At 60.3% G+C, this 20,773-nt stretch carries 21 protein-coding genes and 1 tRNA gene; 12 read left to right on the top strand and 10 right to left on the bottom strand.

The annotated features are described in order from the left end of the window. Positions 1–144, top strand: a complete 144-nt coding sequence (locus AA0535_RS15660; RefSeq protein WP_264817620.1) for a hypothetical protein — start codon at positions 1–3, stop codon at positions 142–144. Further along, complete coding sequence (locus AA0535_RS15655; RefSeq protein ID WP_264817618.1) at positions 141–3,536, top strand: DEAD/DEAH box helicase family protein; 3,396 nt, start codon at positions 141–143, stop codon at positions 3,534–3,536. Before AA0535_RS15660 ends, AA0535_RS15655 begins: the two co-directional genes overlap by 4 nt. A gap of 376 nt (positions 3,537–3,912) precedes the next feature. On the opposite strand, the gene AA0535_RS15650 is transcribed toward AA0535_RS15655, so the two are convergent. The 7 genes from AA0535_RS15650 to AA0535_RS15620 all read right to left on the bottom strand — a co-directional run bounded on the left by AA0535_RS15650 (position 3,913) and on the right by AA0535_RS15620 (position 9,584). Continuing rightward, a complete protein-coding gene (locus AA0535_RS15650; RefSeq protein WP_264817616.1) occupies positions 3,913–5,556 on the bottom strand; it encodes a tyrosine-type recombinase/integrase in 1,644 nt (547 codons plus the stop codon). A gap of 87 nt (positions 5,557–5,643) precedes the next feature. Beyond that, a tRNA-Leu gene (locus AA0535_RS15645) sits at positions 5,644–5,729 on the bottom strand. 74 nt (positions 5,730–5,803) lie between these two features. Further along, a complete protein-coding gene (locus AA0535_RS15640) occupies positions 5,804–6,475 on the bottom strand; it encodes a M48 family metallopeptidase (protein ID WP_264817615.1) in 672 nt (223 codons plus the stop codon). Beyond that, complete coding sequence (locus AA0535_RS15635) at positions 6,475–6,969, bottom strand: YcgN family cysteine cluster protein (RefSeq protein ID WP_264817614.1); 495 nt, start codon at positions 6,967–6,969, stop codon at positions 6,475–6,477. The genes AA0535_RS15640 and AA0535_RS15635 overlap by 1 nt, the downstream gene beginning before the upstream one ends. Next, a complete protein-coding gene (locus tag AA0535_RS15630) occupies positions 6,962–7,378 on the bottom strand; it encodes a hypothetical protein (RefSeq protein ID WP_264817613.1) in 417 nt (138 codons plus the stop codon). The genes AA0535_RS15635 and AA0535_RS15630 overlap by 8 nt, the downstream gene beginning before the upstream one ends. Then, entirely contained in the window at positions 7,375–8,373 is a 999-nt protein-coding gene (locus tag AA0535_RS15625) for an extracellular solute-binding protein (RefSeq protein ID WP_264817612.1), read from the bottom strand. Before AA0535_RS15625 ends, AA0535_RS15630 begins: the two co-directional genes overlap by 4 nt. Positions 8,374–8,474: 101 nt before the next feature. Next, positions 8,475–9,584, bottom strand: a complete 1,110-nt coding sequence (locus AA0535_RS15620; RefSeq protein WP_264817611.1) for an ABC transporter ATP-binding protein — start codon at positions 9,582–9,584, stop codon at positions 8,475–8,477. 74 nt (positions 9,585–9,658) lie between these two features. On the opposite strand from AA0535_RS15620, the gene AA0535_RS15615 reads away from it, so the two are divergent. The 9 genes from AA0535_RS15615 to AA0535_RS15575 all read left to right on the top strand — a co-directional run bounded on the left by AA0535_RS15615 (position 9,659) and on the right by AA0535_RS15575 (position 16,981). Further along, the gene (locus tag AA0535_RS15615; RefSeq protein ID WP_264817609.1) at positions 9,659–9,937 is read left to right on the top strand and encodes a hypothetical protein; all 279 of its coding nucleotides are present in this window, start codon (positions 9,659–9,661) and stop codon (positions 9,935–9,937) included. 132 nt (positions 9,938–10,069) lie between these two features. Continuing rightward, complete coding sequence (locus AA0535_RS15610) at positions 10,070–10,501, top strand: hypothetical protein (RefSeq protein WP_264817608.1); 432 nt, start codon at positions 10,070–10,072, stop codon at positions 10,499–10,501. A gap of 264 nt (positions 10,502–10,765) precedes the next feature. Beyond that, complete coding sequence (locus AA0535_RS15605) at positions 10,766–10,960, top strand: DUF1656 domain-containing protein (protein ID WP_264817607.1); 195 nt, start codon at positions 10,766–10,768, stop codon at positions 10,958–10,960. Between the two features lie 99 nt (positions 10,961–11,059). After that, on the top strand, positions 11,060–11,971 hold the full coding sequence (locus AA0535_RS15600; protein WP_264817606.1) for an efflux RND transporter periplasmic adaptor subunit: 912 nt from the start codon (positions 11,060–11,062) through the stop codon (positions 11,969–11,971). A 2-nt stretch (positions 11,972–11,973) separates the two neighbouring features. Then, positions 11,974–13,497, top strand: a complete 1,524-nt coding sequence (locus AA0535_RS15595) for an efflux transporter outer membrane subunit (protein WP_264817604.1) — start codon at positions 11,974–11,976, stop codon at positions 13,495–13,497. A gap of 80 nt (positions 13,498–13,577) precedes the next feature. Beyond that, positions 13,578–14,498, top strand: a complete 921-nt coding sequence (locus tag AA0535_RS15590; protein WP_264817602.1) for a DnaJ C-terminal domain-containing protein — start codon at positions 13,578–13,580, stop codon at positions 14,496–14,498. 3 nt (positions 14,499–14,501) lie between these two features. Then, positions 14,502–14,648, top strand: coding sequence for a hypothetical protein (locus AA0535_RS15585; protein WP_264817601.1), 147 nt, complete (start codon positions 14,502–14,504; stop codon positions 14,646–14,648). 66 nt (positions 14,649–14,714) lie between these two features. Then, positions 14,715–16,247 (top strand): peptide MFS transporter, encoded by a 1,533-nt coding sequence (locus tag AA0535_RS15580; RefSeq protein ID WP_264817600.1) that lies wholly within the window; start codon positions 14,715–14,717, stop codon positions 16,245–16,247. Positions 16,248–16,354: 107 nt separating this feature from the next. Continuing rightward, positions 16,355–16,981 (top strand): POTRA domain-containing protein, encoded by a 627-nt coding sequence (locus AA0535_RS15575; RefSeq protein WP_264817598.1) that lies wholly within the window; start codon positions 16,355–16,357, stop codon positions 16,979–16,981. Between the two features lie 198 nt (positions 16,982–17,179). Here the strand turns inward: AA0535_RS15575 and AA0535_RS15570 are convergent, their stop codons facing one another. The 3 genes from AA0535_RS15570 to AA0535_RS15560 are packed head-to-tail and all read right to left on the bottom strand — an operon-like array spanning position 17,180 to position 19,728. Then, positions 17,180–17,752, bottom strand: coding sequence for a DUF1643 domain-containing protein (locus tag AA0535_RS15570; RefSeq protein WP_264817596.1), 573 nt, complete (start codon positions 17,750–17,752; stop codon positions 17,180–17,182). A 45-nt stretch (positions 17,753–17,797) separates the two neighbouring features. Continuing rightward, on the bottom strand, positions 17,798–18,367 hold the full coding sequence (locus AA0535_RS15565) for a peroxiredoxin (RefSeq protein WP_264817594.1): 570 nt from the start codon (positions 18,365–18,367) through the stop codon (positions 17,798–17,800). A 17-nt stretch (positions 18,368–18,384) separates the two neighbouring features. Further along, positions 18,385–19,728, bottom strand: coding sequence for a lytic transglycosylase domain-containing protein (locus AA0535_RS15560; protein WP_264817593.1), 1,344 nt, complete (start codon positions 19,726–19,728; stop codon positions 18,385–18,387). Positions 19,729–19,975: 247 nt separating this feature from the next. Here AA0535_RS15560 and AA0535_RS15555 point away from each other — a divergent pair, with 247 nt between their 5' ends. After that, entirely contained in the window at positions 19,976–20,773 is a 798-nt protein-coding gene (locus tag AA0535_RS15555) for an ABC transporter permease (RefSeq protein ID WP_264817592.1), read from the top strand.

The raw sequence follows: 20,773 nt of genomic DNA, 5'->3' as shown, positions 1-20,773 counted from the left end.
ATGACCACCAGTTTTACCAGTGCCACCAAAATTTATTCCATCCAAAGAGACATGCGTCAGCTCGTAACCACAGGAGCCGATTTCTCTCTTGATCAAGCTATTCTGGGTGAAACGGAATTCGATTTTCAGAGGGCTAATACATGAGCCAGTTCAGTTTTCTGTCAGCAGACTTTCCAGCCCTCTTCAAAACGGCCAGCAAAGCCGAGACACATGCGCTGTCCGACCCGCGGGGAGCCTGCTTCTGGGCGCGGCTGACGCTTGAGACGGCGCTGAAATGGCTCTACCGGACCGACCCGGCGCTGCGAACCGTCTACACCGATACACTGGCCGCGATGATTGCTGAGCCGAGCCTGCAGGCGCTGACCGGCCCCGCCATCGTCATCAAGGCCCGCTACATCAAGGACCAGGGCAACCGCGCCGCCCATGACACCGGCAAGCCGCTGAGCGCCTACGATGCCAGTGCCTGTGTGCGAGAGCTGTTCCATGTCTGCTACTGGATTGCCCGGACCTACGCAAAGATCAAGCGCCCGGACCCGGCGCTGACCTTCGACGCCGGGAAGTTGGAAAAGTCGCTGACAATCACCGCCAGCACCGTGGCGCAGATCCAGAAGGTCGAGGCGGACATCAAGGCCGAGCGCAAGCGCGCGGCGGAGGCCGAGGAAGCCCTTCGTGCCTCTGAAGAGGGACGCGCCAAGCTGGATGCGGAGCTAGCCGCCGTTCGGGCGGAGATGGCCGCACTGCGCAAGGCCAACAGCACGGTGCAGGACGACCACGACTACGGCGAGGCCGAGACCCGCGACAACTTCATCGACCTGCTTCTGAGCGAGGCGGGCTGGCCTCTCGATCAGGAGCGGGACCGGGAGTTCGCCGTGACGGGCATGCCCAACCAGAGCGGTGACGGTTACGTCGACTACGTGCTCTGGGGCGACGACGGGAAGCCACTAGGTTTGGTCGAGGCCAAGCGGACGAAGAAAGACAGCCGAGCGGGGCTGCAGCAGGCGAAGCTCTACGCTGACTGTCTGGAGAAGCGATACGGTCGCCGTCCGGTGATTTTCACCAGTAACGGCTATGAGCACTGGATCTGGGACGACCAAGCCTATCCACCGCGACGGATCTCAGGGTTTCTGAAGAAGGATGAGTTGCAACTGCTCTTGCAGCGTCGCGAGAACGTCCGCCTCTTGGCGAAAGTCGATATAGACCCGGAGATTGCGGGACGCCATTACCAGCAGCGGGCTATTCGCCGTGTGGGGGAGGCCATCGAACGCGACGCTCAACGCAAGGCCCTCCTCGTCATGGCCACGGGCAGCGGTAAGACCCGGACCGTCATCGCCCTGATCGACCAACTGATGCGGGCCAACCGGGTGAAGCGCGTGCTCTTCTTGGCCGACCGGATCGCGCTGGTGAAGCAAGCACACGGGGCGTTCAAGACGCATCTGCCCTCGACGCCCTCGGCCAACCTGCTTGAGCGACACGACACCAAGAAGAACGACCACGCCGGAGCGCGTGTCTGCCTATCGACCTACCCGACAATGATGGGGCTGATCGAGGAGAGCAAGGGCGGCGAAAAGCGTTACGGCCCAGGTCATTTCGACCTGATCGTGATCGACGAGGCGCACCGGTCGGTCTACCGCAAATACCGGGCGATCTTCGAATACTTCGACAGCCTGCTGGTCGGGCTGACCGCGACACCGCGCGATGAGATCGACAAGGACACCTATTCCCTGTTCGGGCTCGAGAAGGGTGTGCCAACTGACGCTTACGACCTCGATGATGCCGTGGGCGATGGTTATCTCGTGCCACCGACCACCATCTCCGTACCGCTGAAGTTCCAGCGCGACGGCATCGACTACGATCAGCTGACCGATGAAGAGAAGGAAGCCTGGGACGCCATCGAGTGGGACGAGGAAGGCACAGAGCGGGACCGCGTCGAAAGTGCCGACCTGAACAAGTGGCTTTTCAACAAGGACACGGTCGACAAGGTGCTGGAGCACCTGATGCGCAACGGGATCAAGGTCGAGGGGGGCGACCGGCTGGGCAAGACGATCATCTTCGCCAAGAACAGCAAGCACGCCCGGTTCATCGTCGACCGCTTTAATGAGGCCTATCCGTACTACAAGGGGCAATTCGCCCAGCTGATCGATTACAGCGTCAGCTACGCCCAGTCGCTGATTGACGACTTCTCCGAGGCGGAGCAAGCCCCACACATCGCGGTTTCGGTCGACATGCTGGATACTGGCATCGACGTGCCCGAGGTCGTGAACCTCGTCTTTTTCAAGATCGTCAGGTCCAAGACCAAGTTCTGGCAGATGGTCGGTCGAGGCACCCGCCTGTGCCCCGATCTGTTCGGGCCGGGTGAGGACAAGCAGCAGTTCGTCATCTTCGACTACTGCCAGAACCTTGAGTTCTTCCAAGAGAACCTCAACAAGACTGATGGTCCCACAGCCAAGCCGCTAGGCGAGAGACTATTCGGCTCACGCGTCGAACTGATCGAGGCCTTAGCAGACGCTGGCGAGCCGCACGAGGCGCTAATCAAGGACATCAAAACGCGGCTCCATGACGAGGTACTTGGCATGCCGCTGGGCAACTTTATCATCCGGGCCAAGCGGCGGAGTGTCGAGAAGTTCCGCGACCCGAGGGGCTGGGACAACCTGACCCTTAACGACCAGCTGACACTGATCGAGGAGATCGCCGGGCTGCCAACGGCCTTCGAGGATGGCAACCTATCCGCGAAGCAGTTCGACCTGTTGCTTTTGACCACACAGCTAGAGCTGCTGAAGCAGACCGGAGCCTTCACCCGGCTCCAGAGGCGAATCATCAGCTTCGCTTCAGCGCTGGAAGGCATCGACAACGTGCCTCTCGTAGCGAAGGAAATGGAGCTGATTCTCGACATTCAGACTGACGCCTTCTGGGAAGACATCACACCTGAGCTTCTGGAGAGGGTGCGTCGACGCCTTCGTCACCTAGCTGAGCTCATCAAGCCTGTGGAGCGCAAGGTGGTCGTCACCGACTTCGAGGATGAAATCGGCGAAGGGACCGAGCTCACCATGCCGGAGGTGGGCAGCGGCGTGGATAAGGCGCGCTTCAAGATGAAGGTTCGTCGCTTCATTGACGATCATCGTGACCACATCACCCTGATCAAGGTCCGCCGAGGTGAGCCCCTGACCAAGCTGGATCTCGAAGAACTTCAGCGCATACTAATCGAGCAAGAGATCGCGACTGATACCCTCCTCGCTGACCTCGACGAGGAAGGAGGCCTCGGGCGCTTCTTGAGGTCACTGACCGGCTTGGACAAAGCTGCCGCGAAGGAAGCTTTCAGCACATTCGTGGGGCAACATCAGTTGAACGCCGACCAGACCGAGTTCCTCGACTTGGTTATCAATAGCCTGACGGAGTCAGGGTATGTCGACCCGGCCAGCTTCTACGAGAGTCCGTTCACCGATCTGGACGACATGGGCATCGCCGGCATCTTCGATCGAGATCAGGCTAAAGAGATTATTCAGATTGTAAGAACTCTGAACGACGCTGTTGCTGCGTGACGAGCTATTTCTCATTGTCGCGTATCAAAAACACATCTCTCATGCCCACCAAAGCAGCTGCCCCTAGATGTAAATTCTGGGGCTATTCACTGTGACACATCGATGCGACGCTCATAATCACGCACGAATTGGCGTCAGAGGGTCATGTTAGGCGGGTAGCGTTATAGGATGATGATCGCATCATAATGACGAGACGTTTAGCGTCCGCAGGTGACATTTCGGGTCTCTCCATCTGCCCTGTCGTGCGTTCAGTTCCTGCAATGTTGCCGCGCAGAAATCTACCCATCGATGTCGGCTTACGGGAACGTCGCTTACGGACGGAATGTCTAGGATGAGGCGAAAGTGGACGAGCTAACGTTTAAAGATGAGTCTCTGCTCATCTCTCGGGAATTGCTAGATCAAGCGTCTCGTAACTGATCGCTTCGACGACACGCTTGAGGTTGGGGACGTCAATCGCAGAGGTGTAGTTCATGGTCCCCTGGCTGCGATGCGTCGCTTCATGCCCTAGGAGACGATCAATCCAGATCTCCCGTAGTTCATGCCCGGTATTGCGCAGTTTGGTCGAGACTGTGTGACGGAAGCTGTGGAAACAGACTTCCCTGGGGAGACCGGCTCTGCTTCGCAGGCGCGCAAAGGCCTGAGAGAAGCTTGCCGAACGGTCGCCGGTTTTTGTGACGACCAGATCCGGAAACAGCCAGACCTGATCGGGCTTCATGAAAGACAGAATACCCTTTGCAATCAGCTCAGGGTGGATTGGTACGATACGTGTGCCGGCCTGTGTCTTTGGGGACCATCCGCTCTCGCTATGCGGGCGAATCTGGAAACAGGCGACACCTTCCATCATCTCGATATCGGCGCATCGCAGGTTGCAGATCTCGCCCAGTCTCATGCCTGTATAAGCAGCAATATTGATGATCGCGGCTGCAGTGCGTGCAGAGGGCGTGCGGCTCGCCCATGACGTCGCGTTGAGCTGCGCCAGCTCAGCGTCGCTGAAGCAGCGTCGTTCGACCTTCTTCGTGACATGGTAGTCCCAGCCTGCCCAGACATTGCGTGATACCAGATCACGCTGCAACAGGAGCGCCCAAAGAGCGGAGAGACGAGAGAAGTGGTTCTTGACTGTCTTGGCGCTGATGGTCTCGAGCTTCTCGGTTTCAGCGCGCGCGACCTCGTCACGGATTGAGCGGCCGTTGCGTTCCTTGCCGTGGGTGGAGGGAAGACGGAAGAGGAGATCACGGAACTCGCCAGCCGTCTCGCCGGTAATCCGTTCAGCCTCCATGTCGCCGAAGGCATCGATGAACAGGTTAAGCGCTTTGCGCGTGCCGCGTTTCGTATCCTCTGAGCGATTGGTATCTGGGTAAATAAAACGCTCTGCAGCCATGCTGACCGTCAGAAGCTTTGCGCGGGAGCCGGAGCTTGCCAGCTTTTTCTTTGGTATGGTTGGTCCGCGTGGGTCTGGTTCAGCAGTCAGCGGCACTGGGGCGATAGGTTCGCTCTTCCTGGCCGTTCCAATGTCGACGACGATGCTTTTCAGGAGATCGACCTGAGCGGCCAGATTAGCGGCCTCCGCACGCGCTTCAGGCAGATCCTTCTTCACGATTTTCCGTATCGTTTCGAGCCGCTCGGTATCCTTGGCAAGATAGGGGCCGATGATGGAGAGAAAACGCGTCACAAGGTTATTGAACTCTAAGAAGCGTACCTGAACCTCTGTCATTTCCCTCTCATGCTTGAGTTCGAGCAGGCGCATTTCGACGGCATGGGCAGACTCGGTATCGCGAACGAAGCTCTCATAAAAAGTGATGATCTCGTCCGGTGTGGGCGGTCGGGCTTTCGAGTCACTCATGGCGCGCACCTTGTCGAAGAACTGTCCGGTCCGGTCATATAGCTGTGCCGCCCGTCTGCGAGCCTCGAGTTTAGCCGAAGTATCAAGCGAAAGGGAGATCTCGGACCGCCCCATGAGAGGCTGGATATCCTTCGGCACGGCCCTGCGAAAATGATAGCGGGACCCGATCAGACGCAGCATCAAACTTTCCCATTCTGGGAAGAATTCCGGGGAAACCCCGGTTTGACGCGTTGAGAGCCAAAAAACCTATCATTTTCAATGAGATAGTGGTGCGAACTATGGGACTCGAACCCATACGCCCTTACGGACTCGAGATTTTAAGTCTCGTGCGTCTACCATTCCGCCAAGTTCGCACAGCACGGCACTGGCTCTAGCACGGGGGGAGGGGAGTGAAAATCCCCCGGCGGTCATCGGCTTGGTCCCGTATTCAGTTCAGAGCTAGCAGGGTGCTTCCGTGGGCCTTCAGCCACGCCTGTGCAGCAAGCCGGTCCGGGTGGAAGCGATCAACATGTGCCCAGAAGGCGCGGCTATGGTCGAAATGGGTCATGTGCGCCAGTTCGTGGATCATGACGTAACGCTTCACCGGCTCAGGCATCAGGATCAGGCGCCAGTTGAGCATGATCCGCCCGCTGCGGGTGCAACTCCCCCAGCGTGTTCGAGCATTGCCACAGGCAATGGCGCTGGGCTTACAGTCCATGTAGTCAGCGAGCGCCAGAAGTTCACCCGGCAGATCAAGTCCAGCCCGCTTTCTGAGGAAACAGAGCGCACGTTGCTCGAAGCGTTCGCGGTCACCGCCAATCGTCAGGCATGTGTCCTCCAGACGTGCGGGTTGCCGCTGGTCTGGCGCGTGGATGAGCGTCACGGACCGCCCGGAGAATGGCAGGCTTGCTCCCGGCTGCAGCAGAAAAGCGGGAGGCAAATCCGCCAGCCTGTCCTTTACCCAGTCCCGATGCGCGTCGAGAAAAGCCTCAGCGCGCTTGAGCGAAACTGTGTGAGGATAGGTCACGACCACCTGACGTCGCGCCGGATCAAGACGCAGGGAGAGGCGCTTTGCCCGTTTGGTACGGCGCCACAGGACGGGGCAAGGGCCGTCACTCATCAGCGACGTCTGGGGCGTTTTCGCCGCTTGCGGGCCACACCTGCCGGGATCTCGGCAGGCCACTCCACCAGATGGTCCTCAAGCAGCCCGGCATCGCGCTCGCTGATCATACGCCCCCTGCCGGATATGCCTGCCTCATGTACTGAGTCAGGTGAGCCGGAACGCAGAGGATGCCAGTCCGGCAGATCCTGCCCGTCACGTATCAGAATATAGGCGCAGCTCGGTGGGAGCCAGTCGATATCCGCCAGAACCTCAGGCGTCAGAGAGACGCAGTCCGGCACTTTGCGAAAGCGCGTGGCGTAACTCGAGCACTGACATGAGTTCAGATCGAGCAGCCGGCAGGCAACATTGGTGAAATAAATCGCATCCGTGTCCTCATCGCGCAGCTTGTGCAGGCAGCATTTGCCGCATCCATCGCAGAGGGACTCCCACTGTTCGCGGCTCATATCCGCCAGAGAAACTGTCTGCCAGAAAGGGCGAGGCGTATCAGACATGAGCATGTGGGGGTGTGAAAAGGCACGCCACGATCCCGACGGCTAGGACCGCACAGGAGACAACGAAAGGCAGGCGCAGCAAGGGAGCCCAGAGATAGCGCAGCCTGGCCGAGGGGCTCGCGCCCAACCCTGCCGCCGCACGGGCTGCGCCGGCCACGCGTTCACCTGAGAGGCGCAAAACGACTGGCAGCAGGCTCAGCGGTGCGATCAGAAACCCGGCGATCATCCAGGACCCATATTCCCAACGAACGGCAGAGGCATGATGCGCCCAGATTCCCCCCATGAAGGCTCCCGAGGCACAGAGCTGAAGCATAAGAGGGAAAAACGACGCAAGGATCGGACGGATGGCCAGCAGAAGGCCGAGGCACAGCCCCGCTCCACCAAGAAAGCAGAGGATATCAACGATCATGGGGCAGAGGTCAGCCAGGCCTGAAGCCGCTTTTGAAGCGCATCGAAGTTGAGGGCCCAGAACGTGTCATTCATTGACAGGACGCGGACGTCACGCCCGTCCTGAGGGGCATCCTGAGTGTCGTCATGCAAAGGCGTCTGGTCACGCAGCATTCTGATCACCGTATCGGTCTGCTCGGCGGGGACATTGCGAGGGATCGCCCATGAGAGCTTTTGACGCAGGGACTGACGCCATTGCGCCGCGAAGGAGATACGCGGCCCCAGATCGGCCAGGCGGTCATAGGGCGTCGAGAGCATGAGCGCCGCGCCGCTATTCATAATACGGCTCGCCTCTTCCGGCGTGCGCCACCAAACAAGATAGGGCCTCAGCTGTTCGAGCTTTCGAAAGGCGCGATCCACGCCAGCCGGTGTGGCCAGGATGGTATAGACATCTCCCGGTGCCACGCCGTCGGCCATGAGGGCGATCTCGAGCGTGCCGCGCGGGTCGAGGCGCAAGGCACGCTTGCCCGGATGGCGCGCAATATCCCAGAAATCGCCCCAGTCCGGCGCTGCATCTCCCAGGCGGCCGCGATCCCAGGCGAGGACTATCGATTCCTCTCCTGCTTGAATGCCGCAGGGCGATGAGGGCGCAGGTCGCGCAGGCGCAGCTTGGGGTGGGGCAGGCAGGGTCTGTACAATCCCATCACGACAGGCGGCGTAAAGTGTTGTGTTATCAACCATCGCCGCCAGCCAGGGCGAAACACGAGCCGTGGCAGCGTCACGAAGTGCCGAAAGGCTCCCATCCCATTCCTTGAGCGGATAGGGCTGGTCGGGCATCAGAAGCGAATGGGCATCGATGCTGCCCGATACCACAGCAAGCACCGATTTGGGTGAAGCGCTTTTTGCAGGCTTCACCGCATGGGCGTGATGGGCGCTGTGATGGGCATGATGGGTGGTCGCATGTGCAGGCAAAGCAAGCAGGGGCAGGCACAACGTCACCAGCAGCACCCGTGACACGCGTAGGCGCGCACCATGAGAGCCGTCATCCGGTTTTGTGAAGGGGGGGGACGCGTGCAGGAACTGGCCTTTCCGGGCTTGGTTGAGCGTGAGAACGCCTCTTATAGATCGTCTTTCATGGGAAAGGCCACAGCCTGACTGGCCTGCCATGCAAGTTGCAGCGTTGCGCCGGGCTTGATGACCCGCGTGGATTGCAGCAGCGGACGTCGCATATCGATCTCGGCCCCATCGGCAAGACGCAGCCTGAGCCGGATCTGATCGCCAGTATGAAGCACGGACTGGATACTGGCCATGAGGGGCGGCGTTTCGTCATCACCCGCTATCGACGTCCCGAAAAGAGGGGTCATGCGATCAGGACGAACACAGAGTGTGCATAATGAGTCGGCTTCCAGCGCTTCGTCGGCCATGGCCTCCACCACCCCGCCGCAGGCGAGATGGATGCGGGCAACATCGTCGTCGATACTCAGAACGTGCCCAGTCAGGAGATTGGCTTCTCCGAACAGCCCTGCGCTGCGTGCATCGCTCGGGCGTTCGAGCAAGGTGGCGGCGTCGGCGCATTGCACAAGGGTTTCCCGGTCGAACAGGGCAATCCGTCCTCCAAGCCAGACCGCATCTTCACGCCCCCGCGCAGCGTAGACCATGCTCAGCCCGAGAGCGCGTTGAAGGTTGGAGAGGAGTTGACGTGCCTTGGCAGCCCCTCGAAAATCGAGACCGGAAAGCACGTCGTCCAGCACCAGAACGCGCGGAGCATAGGCCAGAGCACGTGCGAGTTTGAGACGCAGATCCTGCTCTGGCGTGAGCCGGTCGGCGCGTGTTGTCGCCAGAGCTTCCAGCCCCGTCAGAGCCATCACGCGCGCTGTGCGCGACCTGATCGTGTCAGTGGCAGCGCCCTGGACGCGCAACGGGAAGGCGATATTGTCCGCCACGTCGAGATGCCCGAACACGGGGTCGCGGGGGGACACCAGCGCGATCGGGCGCCGCTCAGGTGCCGAAGTGGTGATATCCTCACCGGCAATCAGGATGCGGCCCTGAACGGGGCTTCTGAACCCTGCCAAAATATCGCAGAGTCGGCTGAGAACCCCCGGTTCGCCTCCCATCAGGCTCAGAGCGTCGCCCTCGTTTACTGACAACGAGAAGCTATCGCTCCCGTAGAACAGGCAGAGATTATCAAGCAGCAGCACGGGTACGCCCCCTCGCGCAGAAATCGCCATGAAACCTCGCCTCTCCTCCATGCGTTTGTTCCGGAACCACTAATCGCGGCATTGACCGTGCAAGGAGTTGTGACATGAGCAAATCAGACGTCAAGAAATCTCTCGATGTTGCCAACAAGTCTGCACAGGACCAGATCGACACGCTCAAGGCGCAGCTTGAGCAGCTTCTGAAGGATCGTATCAATCCTGCCCTGCTCGATGTTGCCGAACGCGCGGATAATGCTGTCGCGAATGCCCGCGAGATCAAGGATGTGCAGCTTCACAACGCTGAAGCACGCGTGCGCGCCCGTCCGATCGCGGCGGTTTTGATTTCTGCAGTCATTGGCTTTATTGCTGGACGTGTCTCCAAGTAGGCTGTCTCCTGTCTGAAGCAAGGCGGCCTCTCGTTCCAACCCGCTTCGAGGGAAGGGCCATTATCATGGGCATTTCTCCCGCTCTCCTGCCTTTCCCCGCAGCGATCATACGATAAAGGCTAGCAAAACTTCATGAAGGTCATCGACGTCGGGCAGGAAGCCCTGCAGGCTCAGGGCGAAGTCATACAGCGCGTCGCAATGCGAATTGGCCGCCGCGTCGCCTATTTCGTTATCGCAGCCATTTTCGGCCTTTTCGCTTTGATCTCGTTCCACGCCGTTCTGTGGGCTTTTGCCTATAGCGTGCTGCATTTCTCCGCCTTCGCGGCAGCCTGTTCGGTGCTGGGAATCGACCTGCTTTTCGTGATTATTTTCGCCCTGCTGGGCACCCGTAATATCGCGGACCCTGTCGAGTTCGAGGCGCGGCTGCGTCGTGACCGCAAGTTCGGCGAATTCAAGCAGACGCTAGCGCTGTCCACGCTCACGGGGCTGCTGATCGGGCCTGTCGGCCGGTTCACGGGCAAACAGCTTTTCACGGTCCTGCGCAACATCTTCGCGCGCAAGTAATATATCTGACCATGTTGTGACGCCCGTTCTCTGAAACCTAATTTAAAATTCAGGTTTCCCCGCTGGCGGCACTCTGTAGTTTCCCCTATGACCGTCCTGTCACTGCTCCGGGCTTTTGCGCGGAGCTTCTCCGGGATCGGTCGGACCACCTGATGTCTGCGCCCTGGCATCGAAGGCGTGTCATGATCCGCCCTTGATGCCATTGGGCCCTGCTCTCCTCCTCCTGATTCCAACCGGTCGACCCAGGAAGGATGAGGGAGGACGATGCTCGCAGAATTCGATCTTTTCGGCGTCTTCATTTCTCCCATCGCAATCTATTCGGTGGCGGCTATTCCGGTCACGCTGCTCATTCGCTTCCTCCTCTGGCGAACTGGGGCCATCGAATGGTTCTGGCACGTGGCGCTGTTTGAGGTGGCGCTCTATGTCTGCGTGCTCTGCCTGATGGTGCTCTATGTCTGAGCTGTGTGCGCCTCACCGCTCCGCGTACGGCTTCGAGCCACGAACGCGCTTCCTGACCACCAATCCGATCTTCCCCGCTGTACCCAAGGATAATGTTCCGTGCTGCTCGCCCGTACGCTGATCCGACTCCTCCTGACCTTCGCGGTGCTCGGGGTGACGCTCCTGCTGGGCTACACGCTGTGGGAAACCTACATGATTGCCCCCTGGACGCGTGACGGACGTGTGCGCGTCTATGTCGTCGACGCAGCGCCGGAGGTTTCGGGCACGGTTGTGAGCGTGCCGGTTCATGACAATGATTTCGTCCATCGTGGCGACCCTCTTTTCGTGATCGATCCTGTCCGTTTCCGCCTGGCTATAAAGGAGGCAGAGGCCCATCTGGCCAGTGCGGAGGAAGATCTGAAGCTGCGCCGCAATGACGCCAAGCGTCGTATGGGCCTGAACGGCATCGTTTCAGCGGAAGAGCAGGAAATCTATAACTCGAATGTCGAGACCCAGGAGGACGCGGTCAACGCTGCGCGAGCCGCGCTCGATGTGGCGCGTCTGAACCTGCAACGCTCCATCGTGTACTCGCCTGTCGAAGGGTATGTCACGAACCTCAATCTGCGCGTGGGCGATTACGCGCATGAGGGCCAGTCCCGCATGGCGGTGATTGATGCGGACAGCTTCTGGATCAATGCCTATTTCGAGGAAACGAAGATGTGGGGCGTTCATGTGGGCGACGTCGCCCGTGTGAAGCTCATGGGATATCGCGAGATTATTCCCGCCCACGTCGTCTCCATCGCACGTGGTATCAACGACCAGAACGGCTCCCCCGACAAGCTGGGCCTGCAGGATGTGAACCCCATTTTCACCTGGGTGCGTCTCGCGCAGCGCATCCCGGTGCGCATTCACCTGGATCGTGTCCCGCCTGAGGTCATTCTGGCAGCAGGCATGACCTGCACGGTGACGGTGGGCACGCCGCCGCAGGGACAGCGGGGACGTCTGACCACCTGGCTGCAGAATCATCTCTGATCATGGTTCCTCTCCCACGCAAGCTTGCTCCCCTCGCCCTTTCCACCGTCATGCTTGCCGGTTGCACGGTTGGGCCCAGCTACAAGCCCGACCGGATGAAGCTGCCCGACGGCTTTGTGGAAACCGACCATGCCGCAACGGCCGGGGAGATCGCCCGGACCGAAGCCGAAATGAAGGAATGGTGGGGGCAGTATAACGACCCGCTGCTCAACCGCCTGGTCGCCCAGGCCATCAAGGGCAATTACGATCTGCTCATTGCCGATCAGCGGATCATCGCCGGTCGCGCCATGCGCGAGGAGGCCGCCTCGGCCTGGTACCCGCAGCTTGATGTGAATGCGGGAGGCGGGTCCAGCCGCTACTCGATCAACGTCGACAACTGGCCGATCCGCCCCGGCAACCCGCAGAATCGTCCAGAAGCTTCGGTTCTGACGTACGGCGCCCAGGCAAGCTGGGAAATCGACGCTTTCGGTCGCATACGGCGCGAGGTCGAAGCGAGCGAGCGCGCCATCGATGTCAGCATCGAAGACCGACGCGCTACGCTTATGACCCTGCTTTCCGATCTGGTGCGCGCCTATGTTTCCCTGCGTGGGGCGCAGCTTCGCCTTTCCATCGCCCAGGCGAATGTGAAGAACGCGCAAAGCGAGGTCGACCTTGCCAAAAGGCTCTTCCTTGAAGGGATCGGCAATACATTGCAGATCGCCCAGGCTCAAAGCGAACTGGATAGCGAGACAGCCTCACTCGAGCCGCTCAAGGCCCAGATCGACACGCTGAGCCATGGTGTGAGCGTTCTGCTGGGTGACATGCCCGGTGACCTCAAGGCGGAACTCGAAGCTCTGCCCAATGGGGTGGCCTCCCTGCCGGAGATGCCGCGTTTTCCCTCCACGCTCCCTTCGATCGTCGTGGCCAATCGTCCCGATATTCGCGCAGCCGAGCGTGGCTATGCCGAGGCGACGGCGCGTATCGGCGTGGCCGTGGCGCAGCTCTATCCCAAATTCTCGATCCCGCTCACGTTCAACCCGAATGCCTCGGCCATGTATCAGGCGTTTCAGGTCAATGCGATGAGCTGGTCCTTCATGATGCTGGCGACCCTGCCGGTCATGCATGGCGGGCGTTTCACCTCGCAGGTGGTCGAGGCGCGGGCACGCGCCGAAGCCAGCCGCCTGACCTATCGCAAGACGGTCCTCAATGCCTTCCGCGAGGTAGAGGATGCGATGACGTCATGGCTGCATAACGATCACTACGTCGCCCAGCTTCACCAGGCATCGCTCGATAGCGGCCTTGCCGCGGACCGGGCGCGGCGTCTCTACGCAGCCGGTCTGACCGATTACATCAATGTGCTCACCACACAGCGGACGCTGTTGGGCGCTCAGGATCGCGAGGCCATGGCCCGCACGGCGCGGTTGCATGATACGGTGGCGCTTTATACCGCCATGGGGGCGGGTTGGCAGGGTATCGCCTTGCGCGATACGGCCTTGCCAATCGATGCCGCCAAGCAGAGTATTCTGGCCAAGACGTTCTCTCGCTAGCGCTCTTGAAATACAGGGGCTGGACACAACATTAAACGCATGAATTCTGTAGTATTCACGAAAAACAGGGAGAAACTGGCGTGAAAGATCCTTATGCAGCGCTTGGCCTGACGCGCGGCGCCACGGATAAGGAAATCCGGAGCGCCTATCGCAAACTCGCCAAGGAGCATCACCCCGACCACAACCCGAACAACAAGAAGGCCGAGGAAGCGTTCAAGGCGGTCGGTGCCGCCTATGGCATTCTGGGCGACAAGGAAAAGCGCGCTCGTTTCGATCGGGGGGAAATCGACGCCGAAGGTAATGAGCGCGGTCCTTTTGGGGGTGGCGGCTTTGGCGGGCAGGGCGGCTTTCATGGCGGTGGTCCAGGTGGCGCGCAATTCAATCAGGAAGATCTCGGCGCGTTCTTCTCGGACATGTTCAGCGGGGGCGGCACTGGCGCAGATTTTGGCGGCGGTCCTTTTGGCGGGCGTCGGCGCAGCCGCCGCGGAGCCGACCGCTCCTACACATTGACCGTTTCATTCGAAGACTCTGTGCTGGGCACGACCAGCCGCGTCACCCTGCCTGAGGCAGGGACAGTTGAGGTCAAGATCCCAGCCGGGATCGAAGACGGCCAGACCCTGCGTCTGAGCGGCAAGGGCGGTGCCGGCATGGGTGAAAATGCCCCTGCTGGCGATGCGCTGATTACCATTTCGGTCACGCCGAGCGCGGTTTACACGCGCGATGGCCGTGATCTGAGGGCCAATGTGCCGGTCGATCTGTCCACCGCTATCCTTGGTGGCAAGCTCGTCGTGCCCACGCCCAAGGGGCAGGTGACGATGAAAGTGCCCCCTCATTCTGATACCGGCACCGTGCTCCGTCTCGGTGGCCGTGGCGTGGGAGAGCATGGAACACACAAGGCGGGCAATCTCTACGTCACGCTTCAGGTCCGTATCGGCGAGGTCGATCCGGCTCTTGAGGCCTTCTTCGCCGGGCAGCGTGCCCAGGCGGAGCAGGAGGCCTGATTTTTGCCTGACAGACGGGGATTTTTCGACTGGAGGCTCGTTCTCACGCGTGAGGTGCTGGGCGTCCTGACAGCCTTGTTCTTCACGGCTTTGCTCATCGCTCTTTGCTACGATGGGATGAGGGTCTCCGGTATCTGGTCCGGTCTTTAGTCTTTCCATCATGAAGGAGTGTGTTATCTCCGGGCAATCACGTCTCTTTGCCCGGAACCCCTCTTCATGAGTGCATCCCCCCCAACGGAGCTCCCAACGCGACGACAGGCCTTCTCGGTGGTCTTCGCCATAGAGCTGTGGGAACGCTTCGGCTATTACGGCATGCAGGCCGTTCTCACCCTCTATCTGGTTCAAAGGCTCGGGTTGAGCGACGTGGCGGCCAATGTCCTTATTGGCGCCTTTGTCGGCCTGACCTATATCACCCCGGTGCTTGGCGGTTACGCGGGTGACCGCATACTCGGGCCGCGCCGGACCATGCTCATGGGGGCTTTTGCCCTTGTTTTCGGTTATGCTGCTCTGGCGACGGCCGATCAGCATCGTACGCTGCTTTTCTTTGCGATGGCCCTGATTTCGGCAGGTAATGGCCTGTTCAAGCCCAACGCAGCCAATCTTGTGCGGCGCATCTATGAGGGGGACGATGCCGCTCTCGATGCGGCATTCACGATCTATTACATGTCGGTCAATGTGGGCTCGACGGTGTCGATGCTGCTCACGCCATACCTGCAGGATCATTACGGTCCGGCAAGCGCATTTCTGACCTGCTCCGGCGGTTTGGTCATGGGTCTGCTCTATTATTTCTGGCGACGCAACTGGATCCATCATGCGGGCTCGGCGCTCGACAAGGGGCCGTTTCAGCTCAGGCCTTTCCTCGTCGTTCTCGGTGGCTTCGTACTGACCGTGCTTGTCCTGACAGGAATTATTGCGAGCCCCGGTATCGCACGTCTCTGTGTCTGGGCGGCCAGTCTGGCTATCGCGCTGCTGTGGGGACGTCTCTACTGGCGCTCGGCGGAAGCTGCACGCCCGGGTTTGCGCCTGACTTTCCTGCTCTGCCTTGAGAGCATGGCCTATCTGATCTTTTACCAGCAGATGATGACCTCGCTCACCCTTTTCGCTCTGCGTGCGGTGGACGGCGATCTGCGTATCGGTGGGGTAACGCTCGTTCATCTGAGCGCCGGTCAGTTCCAGGCCCTCAATCCGATTTGGATCATGCTTGCAAGTCCGCTTCTGGCCACGTTGTACAACCGCCTGGCCGCGCAGGGGCGCGATCTGTCGCTTGCGCACAAGATGGTGCTGGGCTTCGGGCTCGTCACACTGGGCTTCCTGATCTGGTGGATCGCGGCGGCGCATGCCCAGAATCTTGTTTCGGCCTGGGTGATGGTGCTCGGATACGGTCTGGTGTCGGTCGCAGAGCTTCTCACCATGGCGCTGGGCCTTGCCATCATCGCACGCTACACCCTGCCCGAGAGCAGCGGATTCATGATGGGCTCGCTCTATCTGCTTTGGGGTGTGGCCATGTATGCAGGCAGCCTTGTGGCTAATTACGCAGCCGCTACCGGCGCTTCTGCCACGGGTGCTGCAGCTGCGGCGCTTTACGTCCCGCTCTTCCGCGATCTGTTCGTGGCTGGGCTGATCCTGACTGGATTGCTGAGCGCGTTGTTGCCTCTGGCAAAGCGTTGGGATCGCGCTCATGTGCTGGCGACCGGCCCTCATGCGACGGCCAGTGCGCCTCCCGTCATGCCACTTGAAATGGAAGGCTGAGCGCGGCAATCGCGCCACCCGGGGCGGTGTGCTGGATTTTGCCAAGCGCCCCGGAAGCTGCCTATGATCCCTCTGTTCAGAATGAGCCTGTTCAGAAGGACGACATCATGAAGCCGAACTCCCGTTTTGCCCTCGCCGGTCTTGCCCTCATGGCCGGTACGGCTGCTCTGCCCTGCCTCCCCCAGGTCGGGCTGATGCATGCGGCGCTGGCCGCCAGCGCGCCCGCAGCCGATGCGCCGCTCACGCTCAAGGTCCTCAAGGTCGAGGGAAACAAATCCGTTCCGACCGAAGACATCATGGCCTCATTCCCGTACCATGTCGGTGATACCGTCACGCGTGACCAACTCGACGCCGGGCTGCAAAAAGTAGCTGATCTTTACAAGGCCAAGAATGTCGGGGCGAAGTTCAGCGAGAAAGAGCGCTTCGTGAAAAACACGGTGCAGTTCTATCTGGTGATCGAAGAGCAGGCCCCGCAGGCTGCGGCGGCACCGGCACCCTTCGTGCTCGACAAGGTCGAGTTCGTCGGTAACAAGCAGGTGCCGACCTCCGAACTCGAGGCGGCAACGAAGCTACGCCCCGGCGCCACCGTAACCGCAGAGGCTGCTACTGCAGATACACAGGCGATCCAGAAGATCTACCAGAAGCATAATCTCGGCGTGCAGATCCAGCCGGTGGCCACCCAGCCGAACCACGACAATCATGTTGTGCTGACTTACCAGATTACCGAAAAATAAGCCGCTATGCCCATCCCATTCCTTCAGAGGCGAGAGCCTCCAGGGGATGGGATGGTGCTTATGATGCCCGACCGGAGAGTGCTCTCCGCCTATGCATCGGAAAGGCAGCGTTGATCCAGGGCGATTACGTTGCGGCTTGTGGGCCGTCAGGCCCTGCTCGATGGGCTCGTCAATCTCATTTCGGTAACGTCCCCGATGCTACGTGAGAGCATCAAAGAAATTGTCATCCAGCACATAAGGCTCGAGAGTGCCGGGCAGATAGAGCGGGTGCTCGGGGCGACCGCCCTTGCTGAGCCGCATGACATGCAGTGCGATCCCGGCTCGATGGAGCATCAGGGCCACCTGGTTGCCTCTGTCACGCAGCGAGGGATGGGTGGGCGAGCCATAGGCCAGAATGACCATTTGGGCTTCCCGCGCCATGGCAAGCAATGCCTTGTCGTTACCGGGTCCGTTCGGATCTGCAACCTCGAGCAGGCGTTTCTGGTCGGTGCAGCGATAGCCGAAGCTGTTGCCAACATACATCGATCCATATCCCCACACCCTGGCATAGCGCTGGCATTTGGCAACGGTCCGGTCATCACCATATTCGGTGGCGACCGAGGGGTTCATCATGAGCCACATCACGGCAGGCTTGCTGTCGTCCCATCGACGATGCAGGCGATAGCGGTAGCATTCCGCAGGACCGTCATAGACGGCTGTGCTGACCACATCGTCCTGCAATCGCAGGGCACGCGACGAGCCGACATGATGGCTGGTTTGTTTTTCAGGCATGATGGTCTGCCGATCAGGCTGTGACTGCCTGACCGCCAATGTGGCTCATTTGCGTCGATGTCTCATGACATCGGCCTTGTAGCTTTTCAAAGCCGCGAGGGCTTTCTCGACATGATTGCCCGGCGATTCCGAACTGATCGTGTCGATGATCTGGCCTTCCGGCGCAATCACATAGGTCACGCGCTGGGCAATATCGAGCATGGGCATCTTGGCATCGTAGAGGCGGGTGACCTTGCCCTCGCTGTCGGAGGCAACCGGGAATTGTCCCTTGATCTGGCTGACCGAGAAATCATCCAGCTTGTGGATATTGTCCATCGACACGCCGATAACGCTTGCGCCAAGGGCCTTGAATTGCGGCATGGAGTCAGCGAAGCCATGGGCTTCCATGGTGCAGCCCTTGGTGAATGCCGCAGGATAGAAATAGAGTACCACCGGTCCCTTCGCGAGGGCTTCATGCAAGGTGTACTGCATTTCCTGCCCGTTCTGTGTGGCGGTCAGGGTGAAATCAGGGGCTTCGCTTCCCTGCTTGAGGGCGGCATGGGCAGCAGGGGCCGCAACGGCAAGCGAAAGCGCCAGCAATGTCGCGGGGCGTGTCAGGCTGGGAAAACTGGGCATACGAACTCCGCGAGGGGTCAGAATGACGATCCCGGAGAGACGACCACGCAGGGTGTGTCGCGGCCCATCTTCCGGCAGGCTGCCACGGCGTTGTCATGGGACAGATTGACGAGACGCGCCCGGTAGAGATGCGCTCGCCCTGTCTGGACCGTGGAAACCTGACTACGCGCACCGGAAAGCGAAGTTCCAGCATGATTCTGCGCCTGCGCGACAGCGCGCGTCGCCTGTACGGCCGAGTTATAGGCGCCAACCTGGATTGCCCATTCCCCGGTCTGCAGCGTGCGTGGCGTCGGCTCTACGCTCCGCTGAGGTGAACGCAGGACAGGGCGTGGAGTCATGACGGCCAGCACCGGTTCGGCCGAGAGGCTTCGCCCGACAGGGATGGGCTGTACAGGGGCCCGTCCTGCCCAGGCCTGGGCAACGCTGTCAGGGGTTTCTGTTTCAGCGGGAGTGGTAAGGCTCGCCATCTGGACAGGAGCCGCCGGGGCAGGCGTGCTCGAAGTCACGCCACGAGCGGCCCAGGCTGCACTGACGGAGGAACGCGTAGTGGCTGGTGCCTCGGCCACCTGCATATCCTGCTGGTCGGCGCTGTAGGTTGCCGTCTGGGCCTGTCTGCGCCAGGCGGCACGCACGCTGGATGTTTCGGTATCGGTCTGGGCCACCATGGTCGCGGCATTGGGGTCATGCTGCGATACCAGAAGATCGGCCGCAGAGCGGTTGCGCGGCCAGATACCGGCAATCTGGGGGCCGACATGCGCCACATAGCGTCGTGTTTCGCGGGGCAGGGCACGGCCGCGACGCAGATAGGAGTCAAGGCTGCCGGGGCCGTCATTATAGGCGGCCAGAAAACCGGGCGAACCGTAGATGTCGTACATCTGGCGGATATAGGCCGTCCCCGCCATGATATTGTCATGCGGATCATAGGCGTCATCGCCCAGCGCATATTGCGAGCGCATGTCGTCATAGGTCGGGGGCATGAGCTGCATCAGCCCCATCGCTCCCGGAGCCGAGGTGGTGAACTGACCGTTGCGATCAAAGAGACGACCACCCGATTCCTGCATCATGACCGAGCGAATCCAGGGCGAGGGAACGTCGAAGCGTTCCGAGGCTTCCTCGATATAGGGCCCCCACGGATCTTCAGGCGGCCCTGGCGGGGCATAATAGGATTTCGCATGGTGACGATAATTCGCTGCTTCCTGAGCGACAGGCACCTGCGGACGCTGGGGCGTGTCGGCGCAGGCTGCCAGCAGGGCGGTGGCGCCCGTGATCAGCAGCCATCGTGTCGGAAAAGCTCCCCGGATGCGGAACCTGCCGGATTCTTCGCGTCCGGATCTGGAGTTCGAATGACGGGAAGAAGCCATGATGGGGTTCACCTGATGCAACCGAGCGTTATCCGTGTTCTGGGGCAGGATTGAGGCAAAACTACGGAGCCGCCCCAAGGAAAGAAAGCCAAAAATTCCGTTTTCTTCGTTGTGACAGGGTTTCAGACCGGTCTTGTGCCCCTGCTGTTGCGAAACAAGGGCTTATCCGCTAGGCGAATTGCCTCGCGCATGGGCATATTTTCTGGCCCACGCCTCGTAGGAAACCGACTTGATCCCTCGGAGGGACATGAGCCAGAGTCCACTCGCCCTCGCATGGGACGATATCGTGTCAGGTCTGCGCCGCTGGCGTCTGGCAGCCATGCTGGGATGGACCGATATCCGTCTGCGTTATCGCGGCTCGGTACTCGGGCCCTGCTGGCTCACCCTCTCGGCCCTCGTCATGGTTGCCTCGATGGGTGTGATCTATGCACGCCTCTTCCACATGGTGCTGAAGGATTATCTGCCTTTCCTGTCGCTTTCTCTGGCGCTCTGGCAGGTCGGCCTTGCGAGCCTGCTTCAGGAATCCTGCACCTGCTTCACCGAAGCCGACTCGATGATCCATGCGATGAAGCTGCCCTACACGCTGCAGGCCATCCGGCTTCTGGTACGCAATGCCATTGTGTTCGCCCACAGCATCATCGTCCCGATCGGGGTTTTCATTCTCTACGGCGTCTGGCCGGGGCTGGTGAGCCTTGCCTCGCTGCCCGGATTGTTGCTCTGGTGCGTGAACGGATATGCGGCCTGCCTCCTGCTCGGCCCGTTCTGCGCGCGGTTCCGGGATATCACGCCCGTCGTGGCTGCCTTCATGCAGATCGCGTTTTATGTGACCCCGATCATCTGGCAGCCGGGGCAACTCGGGGCAAGAAGCCGCTATCTGCTACTCAATCCGTTTTATGACATGATGGAGCTGGTCCGCGGTCCGATCCTGGGGCATCTGCCGAGCCTGACGATGATTGGCATCTCCGTCGGGCTGAGCGTGATCTGGTGTGGCCTCGCCTTCATGACCTTCCTGCGTACGCGTGCGCGGCTGGCTTTCTGGGTCTGA

The organism is Asaia krungthepensis NRIC 0535 (genome assembly GCF_025995175.1).
Taxonomy (GTDB): Bacteria; Pseudomonadota; Alphaproteobacteria; order Acetobacterales; family Acetobacteraceae; genus Asaia; species Asaia krungthepensis.
The sequence above is the reverse complement of the archived record's forward strand: the minus strand, read 5'-3'. Positions and strand labels throughout refer to the sequence as shown.

What these genes read in the sequence shown, in the direction of transcription:
- AA0535_RS15565 (WP_264817594.1), bottom strand. Translation starts at nt 18,367, where the DNA reads ATGCCCAGTTTTCCCAGCCTGACACGCCCCGCGACATTGCTGGCGCTT.
- AA0535_RS15640 (WP_264817615.1), bottom strand. Translation starts at nt 6,475, where the DNA reads ATGAGTGACGGCCCTTGCCCCGTCCTGTGGCGCCGTACCAAACGGGCA.
- AA0535_RS15615 (WP_264817609.1), top strand. Translation starts at nt 9,659, where the DNA reads ATGAGCAAATCAGACGTCAAGAAATCTCTCGATGTTGCCAACAAGTCT.
- AA0535_RS15660 (WP_264817620.1), top strand. Translation starts at nt 1, where the DNA reads ATGACCACCAGTTTTACCAGTGCCACCAAAATTTATTCCATCCAAAGA.
- AA0535_RS15580 (WP_264817600.1), top strand. Translation starts at nt 14,715, where the DNA reads ATGAGTGCATCCCCCCCAACGGAGCTCCCAACGCGACGACAGGCCTTC.
- AA0535_RS15560 (WP_264817593.1), bottom strand. Translation starts at nt 19,728, where the DNA reads ATGGCTTCTTCCCGTCATTCGAACTCCAGATCCGGACGCGAAGAATCC.
- AA0535_RS15610 (WP_264817608.1), top strand. Translation starts at nt 10,070, where the DNA reads ATGAAGGTCATCGACGTCGGGCAGGAAGCCCTGCAGGCTCAGGGCGAA.
- AA0535_RS15655 (WP_264817618.1), top strand. Translation starts at nt 141, where the DNA reads ATGAGCCAGTTCAGTTTTCTGTCAGCAGACTTTCCAGCCCTCTTCAAA.
- AA0535_RS15555 (WP_264817592.1), top strand. Translation starts at nt 19,976, where the DNA reads ATGAGCCAGAGTCCACTCGCCCTCGCATGGGACGATATCGTGTCAGGT.
- AA0535_RS15635 (WP_264817614.1), bottom strand. Translation starts at nt 6,969, where the DNA reads ATGTCTGATACGCCTCGCCCTTTCTGGCAGACAGTTTCTCTGGCGGAT.
- AA0535_RS15620 (WP_264817611.1), bottom strand. Translation starts at nt 9,584, where the DNA reads ATGGCGATTTCTGCGCGAGGGGGCGTACCCGTGCTGCTGCTTGATAAT.
- AA0535_RS15570 (WP_264817596.1), bottom strand. Translation starts at nt 17,752, where the DNA reads ATGCCTGAAAAACAAACCAGCCATCATGTCGGCTCGTCGCGTGCCCTG.
- AA0535_RS15575 (WP_264817598.1), top strand. Translation starts at nt 16,355, where the DNA reads ATGAAGCCGAACTCCCGTTTTGCCCTCGCCGGTCTTGCCCTCATGGCC.
- AA0535_RS15650 (WP_264817616.1), bottom strand. Translation starts at nt 5,556, where the DNA reads ATGCTGCGTCTGATCGGGTCCCGCTATCATTTTCGCAGGGCCGTGCCG.
- AA0535_RS15605 (WP_264817607.1), top strand. Translation starts at nt 10,766, where the DNA reads ATGCTCGCAGAATTCGATCTTTTCGGCGTCTTCATTTCTCCCATCGCA.
- AA0535_RS15595 (WP_264817604.1), top strand. Translation starts at nt 11,974, where the DNA reads ATGGTTCCTCTCCCACGCAAGCTTGCTCCCCTCGCCCTTTCCACCGTC.
- AA0535_RS15630 (WP_264817613.1), bottom strand. Translation starts at nt 7,378, where the DNA reads ATGATCGTTGATATCCTCTGCTTTCTTGGTGGAGCGGGGCTGTGCCTC.